Source organism: Paenibacillus nuruki (genome assembly GCF_963311185.1).
Lineage (GTDB): Bacteria > Bacillota > Bacilli > Paenibacillales > Paenibacillaceae > Saccharibacillus > Saccharibacillus nuruki.
The window spans coordinates 4,063,530-4,075,930 of record NZ_OY725677.1; the positions used below are offsets into that span (position 1 = coordinate 4,063,530).

Annotated in this window: 13 protein-coding genes and 1 other RNA gene; all 14 read right to left on the reverse strand. The window is 38.5% G+C overall.

Annotated features, from left to right (window positions below):
* Positions 1-68: 68 nt before the first annotated feature.
* The 14 genes from RCP16_RS17965 to eno all read right to left on the reverse strand — a co-directional run bounded on the left by RCP16_RS17965 (position 69) and on the right by eno (position 12,325).
* Complete coding sequence (locus RCP16_RS17965) at positions 69-461, reverse strand: type II toxin-antitoxin system death-on-curing family toxin (RefSeq protein ID WP_273592917.1); 393 nt, start codon at positions 459-461, stop codon at positions 69-71.
* A gap of 1 nt (position 462) precedes the next feature.
* A complete protein-coding gene (locus RCP16_RS17970; RefSeq protein ID WP_308640984.1) occupies positions 463-786 on the reverse strand; it encodes an AbrB/MazE/SpoVT family DNA-binding domain-containing protein in 324 nt (107 codons plus the stop codon).
* A gap of 150 nt (positions 787-936) precedes the next feature.
* Positions 937-2,097, reverse strand: a complete 1,161-nt coding sequence (locus tag RCP16_RS17975; RefSeq protein ID WP_308640985.1) for a cobalamin-independent methionine synthase II family protein — start codon at positions 2,095-2,097, stop codon at positions 937-939.
* 124 nt (positions 2,098-2,221) lie between these two features.
* Positions 2,222-2,809, reverse strand: coding sequence for an AAA family ATPase (locus RCP16_RS17980; RefSeq protein WP_308640986.1), 588 nt, complete (start codon positions 2,807-2,809; stop codon positions 2,222-2,224).
* On the reverse strand, positions 2,806-2,991 hold the full coding sequence (locus RCP16_RS17985; RefSeq protein WP_308642506.1) for a MarR family transcriptional regulator: 186 nt from the start codon (positions 2,989-2,991) through the stop codon (positions 2,806-2,808). Before RCP16_RS17985 ends, RCP16_RS17980 begins: the two co-directional genes overlap by 4 nt.
* 254 nt (positions 2,992-3,245) lie before the next feature.
* Complete coding sequence (locus RCP16_RS17990; protein ID WP_308640987.1) at positions 3,246-3,470, reverse strand: IS3 family transposase; 225 nt, start codon at positions 3,468-3,470, stop codon at positions 3,246-3,248.
* A 101-nt stretch (positions 3,471-3,571) separates the two neighbouring features.
* The gene (locus RCP16_RS17995) at positions 3,572-3,937 is read right to left on the reverse strand and encodes a hypothetical protein (RefSeq protein WP_308640988.1); all 366 of its coding nucleotides are present in this window, start codon (positions 3,935-3,937) and stop codon (positions 3,572-3,574) included.
* Positions 3,927-4,652, reverse strand: coding sequence for a DUF3990 domain-containing protein (locus RCP16_RS18000; RefSeq protein WP_308640989.1), 726 nt, complete (start codon positions 4,650-4,652; stop codon positions 3,927-3,929). Before RCP16_RS18000 ends, RCP16_RS17995 begins: the two co-directional genes overlap by 11 nt.
* A 219-nt stretch (positions 4,653-4,871) precedes the next feature.
* Positions 4,872-5,771, reverse strand: coding sequence for a hypothetical protein (locus RCP16_RS18005; RefSeq protein WP_308640990.1), 900 nt, complete (start codon positions 5,769-5,771; stop codon positions 4,872-4,874).
* 280 nt (positions 5,772-6,051) lie between these two features.
* Positions 6,052-6,416: a transfer-messenger RNA gene (gene ssrA, locus RCP16_RS18010) on the reverse strand.
* A 257-nt stretch (positions 6,417-6,673) separates the two neighbouring features.
* Positions 6,674-7,156 carry an SsrA-binding protein SmpB gene (smpB, locus tag RCP16_RS18015; protein WP_308640991.1) on the reverse strand — a complete coding sequence of 161 codons (483 nt, stop codon included), beginning with the start codon at positions 7,154-7,156 and terminating at the stop codon, positions 6,674-6,676.
* Between the two features lie 127 nt (positions 7,157-7,283).
* On the reverse strand, positions 7,284-10,052 hold the full coding sequence (gene rnr / locus RCP16_RS18020) for a ribonuclease R (protein ID WP_308640992.1): 2,769 nt from the start codon (positions 10,050-10,052) through the stop codon (positions 7,284-7,286).
* Positions 10,053-10,483: 431 nt separating this feature from the next.
* Positions 10,484-10,714 (reverse strand): preprotein translocase subunit SecG, encoded by a 231-nt coding sequence (secG, locus tag RCP16_RS18025; RefSeq protein ID WP_069325812.1) that lies wholly within the window; start codon positions 10,712-10,714, stop codon positions 10,484-10,486.
* A 306-nt stretch (positions 10,715-11,020) separates the two neighbouring features.
* Positions 11,021-12,325 carry a phosphopyruvate hydratase gene (gene eno / locus RCP16_RS18030; protein ID WP_069325813.1) on the reverse strand — a complete coding sequence of 435 codons (1,305 nt, stop codon included), beginning with the start codon at positions 12,323-12,325 and terminating at the stop codon, positions 11,021-11,023.
* Positions 12,326-12,401 lie beyond the last annotated feature (76 nt).

Below are 12,401 nucleotides of genomic sequence, written 5' to 3' on the forward strand. Positions count from 1 at the left end.
ACCGAAATATCTATACTAGGTCGAGATACATTTGTTTTTATATTTATTTTCACATTTTCCATAGAATACTATTTGGATGCAGAGTACTTACGAAGTATCTCTACAATTTGTTCAAAAGAAGTATTTCCTGTAGCAATATCCACAATAAATTCAACAGCAAATACACGTTCCATTCTCAAATGGTAACCATTAATCATCAAAAAAGACTTCACCACTAAATACGCTGTACGTTTATTACCATTATGAAAACAATGGTTTTTAACAAGTGATTCTAAAAACGCCGCCGCTTTGTCAAACAAGCTAGGATACGCATCTTCGCCAAATAAACTCTGCATCGGTCTATGTATAGCAGAATCAAGCAAGGTATGATCTTTGATCCCTGCCTGATCTACATCATTCATTTGTCGCATCATATAATAATGAGCAGCAATCACTTCTTCTTTAGTCAAAAATAGCGTCATATTATCTGTCCTTCAAATCATCAAATATCGCACGATCTTCCTCAAAAACATCATAAAATGCTTCTAATACTTCAGGTCGAACATGTTCAGGAAGCTCTATCTGACGAACCTTTCTTAATATAATCTCACCATCATGATTTTCAATAAATTCAATCTCATCGCCTTGAGAAATATCCAACTTCTCAGCCAGCAACTTTGGAAAGCTAACTCCAAGACTGTTACCCATCCGACCAATTTTACGAGAATATACGTTATGATCTGACTTTTTTTGATTTAGCTTTATCGTTTTGTGCACTCTAATCACCTCTATTATTTGTTTAATCATTCAAGTTATAAAGTTATAACTGTTATAACTTTGAGTAGAGAATATCATAGTTAATAGTAAAAAGCCACCTATCATTATCTAATAGATGGCTTCTTTTATACTTTCATTCAAGAATCTAATCACATGTATATTCTTTCATCAATTGGAAAATCACTTCGCCCAATACTGCTCCGCAATCTTCTGCCCTTGATTGATTTTTTTCCATTGCTCTGCTTCGGTCAACTCATTACCACCATCGCAAGAAGCAAATCCGCATTGATGCGAAAGTAACAAACGATCTTTATCAATAATCGTAGACGCTTCATCCAACAAGCGAAGAACACGTTCTTCATCGTCTAACGTACTTGTTTTGGAGGATAGCAAGCCCAAAACAACCTCAGTGTTTGGTTTGTCTTTGAACACAGCAAGTGCTTCAAGTGAACCTGCACGCTCGTCATCCCACTCCAAGAAGAAGCGATCGTACTTGAGTTGCTTCAAGAACAAGTTCGCAATCTTCACATACGAACCGCCGCCCATATTACGAGAATCATAGTTACCACGGCAGTTATGTGTCCACATTTTTAGACCCAGACTGTGACCATAGTCGATAACAGTATTGCTAATATCGATAAATTCAGTCGCCAGCGCCTGTACTTCTTCTTGGTTAATATGCTCGCCAGTATACGGAGAGTTCGGGTTATCATCTGCAAATAGTTCCCACAAGCAATCGTCGAATTGCAGGATTTTACCGCCCGCTTCTGCAAATTCTTTCACAAATTCAGTATAGGCTTTGACCAGACCTGCTTTGAGTTCTTTCGCATTTTGGTAGACCGCATCAGTACCACCGATATTATCCGACCATGACAATTCACCGAAAATATGGGATGGAGACGGTACACAAAGCTTCGTATCACGATCGCCTGCATGATCTTTTAGCTTTTTGAATACTTCGATAAAATGATGATTTTTCCCGCCGAGTTCGCCTGTGATCCGTAGTCCGATATCTTTGCGTGTCTCGTATTTGGAATTTCCATCTGTATCGCGGAAAAAGTATCCATGATCTGCAATATAACGTTCAATTCCTTGGAAGCCCCAAACAAAGTCTAGGTGCCACATGGATTTAGAATATTCACCATCTGTAATGATCGACAGGTCATTTTCGATTTCTTTTTCCACGACAGACTGGATCGCCTTCGCTTCTGTCTGCTCATATCCATCGAACTCCTGATAAAATGGATAGTTAATATCATCACGATGCTCGATTTGTGTTTTATATTCTAACAACTCAGCCGGTCGCAACAAGCTACCTACGATTTGAAATTTATCACTCATGTTAAAATCCCCCTTGGTGTTGTTCACGATTAATATTATTTGTTTATTTTAACATGAGGAGACTTTCTTGACGTAAGCTGAAAAGGTATATCTGGCTATAGTTATTAGCTATGACAAAAAGTATCTAAAAACGTATCTGTTTTAACGTGGTTTTATAATGATCCATCTTTTTCTGAAATGCACTGCGAGAATCCTTTATTAAGTGAAGATGACTTCGATCTGCAATCTCCTCAATGATCTGATCGATACTTTTATCGTCTGTTATGATTTTCTCTTCTGTAATGATATGGTCAAAAGCATACATACACGGCTCAATTCTTTCCCTCGTCCATGTTCCCCGTTCAAAACGTTTTTTGAGTCGTTTCTCAATCGTTTCCTTGTCCGCATAAAGGATAAAATGATGTAATTCTACACCATCCCTCATCAAGCGACCAATAATTTCATCGTAATAGCCAGGATCGATCAATGTCATAGGTGCGATAATCGTACCTTCATATGTAGATGATAAATATTTCAGCATATCGTAATTGAACGAACGCCACTGAGGATGGTCTTGGAAATTAGATTCATGCAAGGATATAGGTATATTTTTATGAATAAAATAGCCTACATTCTCAGGATCATAGACAAATGAATTAGGCAGTCTGCAATGCAACTCATACGCACAAGTCGATTTGCCAGAACCGTAAGCTCCATTAATCCAAATAATCATTGGAACACCTCATCTTCTAAATGCTGTGCCACTTTCTCTAAAATCTCTTTTTTAATAACATACTCATGCTTTAACAACGTTTTGACCATTTCAACAACAGACGACTTTTTCACACTTAATCGGTTAGCAATCTCTGTAAACGTAGAATGGTCTCCATATTTATGTAATTTATAAATAGCGATTAAATATTAGTAACTATTAAAGGTTATTTCACTATATCTAGCATTTAACTGGTGATTAAAGAACTTGTAGCACGTATCCACACTTTAAAAATAGTCAATAATTTTCCTTTCGAAAATTATTGATTTAGATCATCTAATATAGTATTTCGATCGTATTGATTATGCAATAAAAAACAGCTATAACAAAATAGAATCAAAAAAGACCACCTAAAATGGCCATAGCTCCGTCAAGTAGACACTAAAAAAGTATGTTTTTAAACGACGGCCTTTTCCCGAAATTCTTTCGGGGAAAGGCCGTTTAGTTTTCTTTGAAAACGTTCTTCATTGTAATACGTTAAGTAATCGGTAATTTGGCTTCGAGCTTCTTCCAATGTTGAGAATATATAGAACAATGATTGCGAAAGTTTATTTTTATGATAAATAGAATAAAAGTTAAATGCTTTAAATATCAGTAAAATCAAATTAATACTTGGTTTCAAGATAAAAAGAGAACATTCTTTGGAAAAAAACTCCTATTAAAGTTCTTAAATCAGTTGTATAAATTTCATTCTCAATAAATCATTAGCTATTCTTATATAAATTAATTTCTATGAAGATTTTTTGTCCCTGTTGTAGGATCTTCTTTTATAACTACCTTCGCATTTTTTAAAATGTTTTTCAACCTTCTATGACCTATAATATAGCTAGATTTCCCTCTGCTTGTTCTAAAATGTGGTCTAATCATAATGTTAGCATCGTAAGAATGAGTTTTGATATAATCAAGTCTAATCATCTCTTCTACCAGAGCTTCGGGATTAAGTTCCAAGCCCCATGTTTGTTTTAGCGGTTTATAATAAGTGTCCATCATGTTTGAAGCTCTATCAGAAGATTCTAATCGTCTTTTTAACTCGGAGTAGACTGCGTTCTTATAAGCCTTAATAGCCAAATCACGATTGTTAATTTCCATAATAGTCCCACTCCCCCCAATAATTTTTTCCAGTCACTTCATCCCCTAAAAAACTATCCATGTTTAATTTATAATATCCATCCAATGTTAAAAAGGAATTTAAAGTTTCTCCAAACCAAGCCAACTGATCACCTAAATCAAGACCCACCCTACGTCTTCCATCTTCACTTTTTGTAATCTCTTCGCGAAACCACATCCGGTCACTCTCATTAAGAATTTCTCTTTTCTGATCCTTAAAAAGTGCTATTACACTACCTGTATCATTATCGGCCATTGGTCCGCAAACAATTTGAGGATGTTCGTGTCCAAAAATGTTAATGCAGGCACAATTATTTAAGCTACTTTTATAACGATGAAGTAAAATAAAATCTGACCACTTATCACTCTCACCACGAAAATCATAAACTTCAATTGCATCAAACTCTGAAGGAAGCTGACAATGTATCTTTAGAACAACTGGCAACTCTTGCTCAGGATAAGTTTCAAATCCAGAATTTTCAGCCGAGACCAATGCTTTTTTAGCCCAATTAGCAGCTTGTCTAAAATCTACAGTTGTATAAAAACCAGTGCCGAAATCGCGGTCATTTGAACGAATGTTATTCATAAAATTTTCATTTATGACTTTGTTTGAAAAGCCATTAGGGTTTAAAACAGCTGACATTTTTGTACCGTGATATAATACTTCCGGTAGCACAAATCTAGTTCTTAATTGCACTAAAATTTCTCCCCTATTTATATTGTACCACGTATCATAAAAGTGATATCAAATGCATCGTTATGAAGTAAAAACAACAATAATTAATTTCGTCTAGAGTTTCTTGCTAGATTACTACTTTGAGATTCCAAAAATTATTTTATGCTTATGAGAATACTCATACAAATCTTTATCCATTGATTATTTAATTCATTTTTTTGCCCGTTTACACTATTAATTTTAATCAATAAAACTTAATGGATAGTGGGTTATTCCTTCTTGAGCTGCTTTTTCTATTTTTATCTTTAATGCTTCATCTAGAGAAATTCTGCCTTCTAATATTATAATTAAATCCATTCCTGTTAAGAAAATTATTTTTGCACCTCTACCATTGTATTCTTCAATAACTTCTGGTCGAAATCCATTTATAGAAACAAATAATCCGCGAGTACTTTCTAGTTTTGAATCGACTTTAGTTTTAAACCCACCAATCTCACCACTATTTGGCATATCTTTTCGCCATTTCGCTTCCACCAAATAATCAAAACCTCCAAAATTGAAGTGACCATCTATCTGCTGAGTGTTATTTGGATTTCTATATGACTTGCGATACTCTATATCATTAAGTTGGAAAAGATTATTTAATAACTCTTCCAAAGAATACCCAGCTCTTTGACGATTGGGATCAATTAATCCATTATTAAATTGTATTTTCAAGTGTTCAAGCTTTTTTGCTCTCTCCTGAAGTTGCTTTTGTCTTTGTTCAGATTGGGTACGTCTCTGATCTACACTCCTTCTTTCTTCTTTAACTAATAGTTCATTTTCCATTGCTAAATTTTTCAATTTACGCAGTGCATCCAGACCAGAATTTCGATCAGTTACCTCTTTATCAGGAATATCACGAAGAGAGCATAAATTAGTTAGAATTCTTCTTTGAATTAATGTGCCTTCATTTGTCTCATTCAATTCACTAAGTACATGTCTTGCCCACACAAATTTTGCTTCATGTTTATACCGATTAATAAGGTCTCTAGGGACTCCTGAAGAAGTCATAAAATTGGCAACAGGATCTTTAAAATGAAAACAACGACCAAAGCATTGTATCATCTGTTCTATTATCTCGAATGGTATCTGTTTCAATTAAATGCCACCTTTGATTAAATTTGTATAATAAAATATTATACTGTGAAAACGTTATCTTATGTTAGTAAAGATTTATAATTACAGAATCTTATTTACTTTTTTAGGTTATTACATATTGCTAGCTACTATAATTAACGTTAGTTACTATAATTAGTTGTAACAACAGCCTTCACTTTTATTCTTATCTATGAAGTATTTTCAAACGTAACATCATCTTACAGTATATTACTAAAATACAGAAAAGACCGCCTCTGCAGGCGGTCTTACTGATAAATCATAATGGAGGCGAGGGGAGTCGAACCCCTGTCCGAAGGCAACGTTACATAAGCTTCTACGGGTGTAGTGACAGATTTGATGTCACCCTAGGAACTCCCTGTCACCGGATTCCCTTTGGGTCAGCCTGGTTATCTTATTCAGCACACCTCAGGCGGAGATGTGACAGCGTAGCCCACTATTAGTTGGGCCCTCGTCCTGGCACATGGGCGATGCGAGGGGAGAGCACGCTCACAGGTTATTAAGCTGCGAAAGCGTAGTTAGTTTGTTGTTTGCCGTTTAATAGGCTTTAGCGTTGATAAAGCGGACGCGTCCCCACTACCCGCTACTCATGCTCGAACTACCCCCGTCGAATCCATAAACGCCCCCTTAATATAAGGGTGCTGGATTAGAACGGATCACATGAGTCTCGTTATCCGAATATACAGCAACAGTCTTTCCCTCCATAAGAAAGAACTGCAAAGTGTCGCCTGTATCAGCCATAAGCTGTTTCTATTGAAAGAATATACAACGACCACAGACTATGAGTATACCACATTTCAGCATCTTTGAACAGTTGTCCAGTTGCCTTTAGTATCTCACTTCTATCCATTTACCCATCTCGCTCCATCTTCTAACCAACTCACTTAACGAGAAACCTTTTGGTTATCCCGCAAAGCGCGTTGAATATCGCGATCTGCATCTTTTTTGGCTGCTGTCGCACGTTTATCATGCTGTTTCTTACCTTTACCCAGACCGATTAATAGCTTGGCATATCCGTTACGAATATACACTTTAAGTGGAACAATTGTATACCCATCTCGCTTAGAGGCACCGATCAATTTGCTAATCTGACCTTTATGCAATAGCAGTTTACGAGTACGTGTCGGATCGGTTGGATTGGCACGGTTGCCTTCTTCGAATGGGCTAATATGCATATTGTGTAAAAACACTTCGCCATTACGAATCGTGGAAAACGCATCACCGATATTCGCTCTTGCCCGGCGCAATGATTTGATCTCTGTACCGGTTAAGACCATTCCTGCTTCATACGTATCTTCGATAAAATAATCATGTGATGCTTTTTTATTCTGCGCTAAAACTTTACTTTCACCCTTTTTAGGCGCCATAAGGGTTCACTCCTTTATTACCGAATTAGTGATCATACTCTACTTACAAATAAAGATCGGCATTTCTCCATCCTCTATCCTCATTCTAAGGTGTACAGAGAAAGAAGAAAGCCGATCGATATCTTATTTATTCAGGTTTTTGCTCTGTTGGTTTTGGTTTGCGTTTACGTGGACGACTCTTTTTCACTTCGCCACCTGTTTTGCTAGGATCTGCTTTGGCAGAAGACGTTTGGATATTGCCTGCTTCTGGATCGAATACAGGGCCTTCTATCTTTTTACGTCTTGGTGCTGGACTGCCTTTACGCTTTTTGCTACTTTCGACAGGGCTATTATAGCCACCTTTACCTGAACCGAAGTTGAAGTTGCGAGAGTTGTCTTTACTCGAACTTTTCGGAGCATGAGTCGAAATGCCTTTCGCTTTTTTAGGCGCACCTTCACTATTACTGGTACTCGCAGATACCGTATTTTCTGTAGCACGCGGCTGTTGTGTATTCGGTACACTTACAGCACTCGTTTGACCAGAGACTGTAGATGGTTTACGTTTGCGTCTTGCCGGCTTTTTGCTACCACTATCTGCGGTTGGAGCTACAGATGCTGTAGGCGCTTTGCTCGCTTTTGCAGCCTTCGCTGCTTTACCGAACTTCGCCGCTTTACCAGCTGCTTTGTTTTTACCACGATCTCCGCCACGTCCGCCTTTACGGTCGCTATCTCCACGTGGAGGACGAGCGCCACGATCTGCGCGTTCAGGACGATTGCTTTTCGGCATATCTTTCAGCTCAAAGTCGATCGTATGATCTTCCATATTCACACGAGCTACACGTACGGTAATCGCATCACCGATACGATAGATTTTGGAAGTACGTTCACCAAGTAAGATCATTTGTTTATCGTCAAAATGATAATAATCGTCAGTCAGCATACCTAAGCGGATCAGACCTTCTACCGTATTATCCAGTTCGATAAACATCCCGAAACTAGTAACACTGCTGATCATACCTTCGAATTCTTCGCCTACTTTATCCAGCATATACTCTGCTTTTTTCAGTTGATCGGTATCACGCTCTGCATCTACAGCAACACGTTCACGTTCTGAAGATTGCTGTGCAATATCCGCCATACGTGAATTCAGATAATCTTGACGCTTCGGCTTAAGCTTACCACCATTTTCGATCACTTCACGAATGACACGGTGAATAACCAGATCGGGATAACGACGAATCGGTGATGTAAAGTGACTATAGTAATCGGCGGCTAGTCCAAAGTGACCTGAACTGTCTGCGGAATATTTCGCTTGTTTCATCGAACGAAGCATCATTGTGCTGATTACTGTTTCTTCTTTTTCACCTTTGATATCTTGCAACAATTGTTGCAATGCACGTGGATGAACATGATCGCCTGTTCCTTTGATAACATGACCAAAGTTAGAAGCAAATGCTAAGAAGTTCTGTAATTTTTCTTGATCTGGATTCTCATGAATACGATACAAGAACGGCACTTGAAGTGTACTGAAATGCTCGGCTACAGTCTCGTTCGCAGCTAGCATAAACTCTTCGATAATCTGTTCTGCAACAGAACGCTCACGCTTCACAATATCGATCGGTCTGCCTTTTTCATCTAAAATGATTTTCGCTTCGTCAAAATCAAAATCAACTGCGCCACGACGAGCACGCATCTCACGTAACTGCATCGCAAGTTCACGCATTAATTTGAAATCTTCGACAAGCGGAGCATAACGCTCTAACAATTCTGGATCTTCATCTTCCAAAATTTTGCGTACATTGGTATACGTCATACGCTCTTTGGTTTTGATTACACTGGTAAATACTTCGTGCTTCACGACTTTCATATGCTCATCGAATTCCATTTCGCATGAAAGAGTTAGACGATCTACCTGTGGATGAAGACTACAGATCCCGTTCGATAGACGATGTGGCAACATTGGAATCACGCGATCCACTAGATACACACTACATCCACGGTTGTAAGCTTCGATATCGAGCTTAGAGCCTTCTTTGACATAGTAACCTACGTCTGCAATATGCACGCCTAGACGGTAATGTCCGTTGTCTAGACGCTCTACATTAACAGCATCATCCAAGTCTTTGGCATCTTCGCCATCAATCGTGACGATATTTTTGTCACGTAGATCGCGTCTGCCTTGTTCGACGATCTCTGCATCTGTAATGGAATCAGGAGCCGCTTGCGCTTCATCCATAATTTCATCAGGGAAAGACTCTGGCAGTTGATGCTTACGAATAACAGACAAGATGTCTACGCCCGGATCATCTTTGTGACCCAACACTTCAACAATTCGTCCTTCTGCTGCTGCTCTGCCTTCTGGGTAGCTGACAATTTCAGCAACCACTTTTTCGCCTTCTACTGCACCACCGAATGCTTCTTTGGGCACAAAAATATCGCGGTTAATCCGCTTATCATCTGGAATAATAAATCCGTACGTATCCAATCCTTGGAATACACCAACCACACGTGTATTTTTGCGAGTGATGACACGAATGACTTCACCTTCCATACGACCTCCTGTCGTACTGCGAGACGTCACTTTAACAAACACGATATCCCCGTTCATTGCGGTTCCCATATCATTGGCATTGATATAGACATCACCATGCTCTTTTTCCTCAGGAATTAGAAAAGCAAATCCTTTGGCATGAGCTTGAATACGTCCACGAACCAAATCCATATGTTCCGGTAGACCATAATGATGAGACTTGTTCTGTACGATGATTCCTGTACGCTCAAGTTCATTTAATATTTTGACCAATTCTTTAAAGTCTGAAGCCGCTTGAATCTCTAGCTGCTGCTCCAATTCTTGATAAGTCATTGGTTTATAGTCGATACTTTTTATTACATCTAATACTTGTTGTTCAGTAATCATATCATTTCACCTCGGACGACCTTCAGGGTAAGCTTATCTTCCCTTCTTGATCCGTATGTATAACTGCATGCATTGTAGCGTTTAGTATACTCATACCCTAGTATACACTAATTTAATCTCACCTATTCAATTCGACCGAAATATTCAGTTTCCTGTATCCTTCTGCATAAAAAAAGAGGGCAGTTCTATTATCCCCTCCTTGGTTGGGAATAACAAAACTGCCTGAAAGGTATTGCACATCATGCACTTCGGCCTTACTTGACTTACGTGGGAATAATGGACAAGCTCGGGAACAATTCCAAGTATAGTTCCCTTATATGAATTCTCTATGAACAATCACTTACCAAAGAGCATCTATTTACAATTGCTTACCATATAAAAATCGCCTGATGCAGTAAAGTTATCCTTTACCACTTCAGGCGATTCATGATTTAACTAAATACCGCTACAAGAATAGCTAGAACAAAAAATCCAATAGCCAGTCCTACTGTTGTACGTTCCAACACCAGTTCCATTCCGCGCGCTTTGGTTTTACCAAAAAGATGTTCCGCACCGCCGGAGATGGCACCAGAAAGTCCAGCACTTTTACCTTTTTGAAGTAGAACAATAACGATCAACCCAACGGAAAAAATCATGAGCAGTACTTTCAAAGTCAATAACATGAATTCCACCTCCTCAAACGAATACGCCGAACATCTATCGTTATCATATAAGAACAACAGTGATTGACCACCACTATCGTATGTAATAATCGTATAGAAAACAGCATTCTTATTTTAGCATATTTTTCAAGTGAAAAGCAATCTTTTTACTCCGATATGTATCGTGAAGTAAGGTTTTGACTCCAGCTCTTCTTTTAAGGTGTCAACATATACATAATCTTAAAGAGCACCTATAGATATAAAACACATATAAAAAAACAACCACCCGGCATGATACCAGATGGTTGTCTATCACTTAAAAGTGAATTATTTAGTTAAGCCTCTGTGTGCAGTCAAATTGTAGAAAGATTTAAGACCATCGTATTTAGCAAGGTCACCCAATTGATCTTCGATGCGAAGCAATTGGTTGTATTTTGCAATACGGTCTGTACGTGAAGGAGCACCTGTTTTGATTTGTCCAGCATTTGTCGCTACAGCGATGTCAGCGATTGTGCTATCTTCGGATTCACCAGAGCGGTGAGAGATAACAGCTGTGTAACCAGCGCGTTTAGCCATTTCGATCGCATCAAATGTTTCAGAAAGCGTACCGATTTGGTTAACTTTAACAAGGATAGAGTTACCAATACCTTCTTCAATACCACGACCAAGACGCTCAGTGTTTGTTACGAACAAGTCGTCACCAACCAATTGAACTTTGTCTCCCAATTTCTCAGTTAACAATTTCCAACCTTCCCAGTCATCTTCAGAACAACCATCTTCGATTGTAATGATTGGGTATTTATCAACCCATGAAGCCATCAAGTCTACGAACTCAGCAGAAGTGTATGATTTACCTTCGCCAGCAAGTTCATATTTACCGTTTTTGTAGAACTCAGTAGAAGCAACGTCCATACCCAAGAATACGTCAACACCTGGTTTGTAACCCGCTTTTTCGATTGCTTCAACAATAGAAGTCAATGCTTCTTCGTTAGATGTAAAGTTAGGAGCGAATCCACCTTCATCACCTACAGAAGTGCTTAATCCTTTAGCTTTCAATACAGATTTAAGGCTGTGGAAAATCTCAGCACCTGTACGAAGAGCTTCTTTGAAGCTAGGAGCTCCAACTGGCAATACCATGAATTCTTGAACGTCAACGTTGTTATCAGCGTGCTCACCACCGTTGATGATGTTCATCATTGGTACTGGCAATTGTTTAGCGTTGAATCCGCCCAAGTATACATACAATGGAAGATCAAGAGCATCAGCAGCTGCGCGAGCAGTAGCCATAGATACTGCAAGAATAGCGTTAGCACCTAATTTAGCTTTGTTAGGAGTACCGTCCAATTTGATCATTGCTTTATCAATACCCAATTGATCAAGAGCATCCATACCAATGATTTCTGGAGCGATGATTTCGTTAACGTTCTCTACTGCTTTAAGAACGCCTTTACCCAAGTAACGAGATTTATCTTCGTCACGAAGTTCTACAGCTTCATGAGCACCAGTAGATGCGCCAGAAGGAACGATTGCGCGACCCAAAGCGCCTGATTCCAAGTATACTTCAACTTCAACTGTAGGGTTACCACGGGAGTCAAGAACTTCGCGTGCATAAACATCAGAAATAATAGTCATGGTTAAATGTTCTCCTTTTAAATCGTTATTTTAGATCATAAATGATCATTACATTTTAATGCATATCTTTTATAGC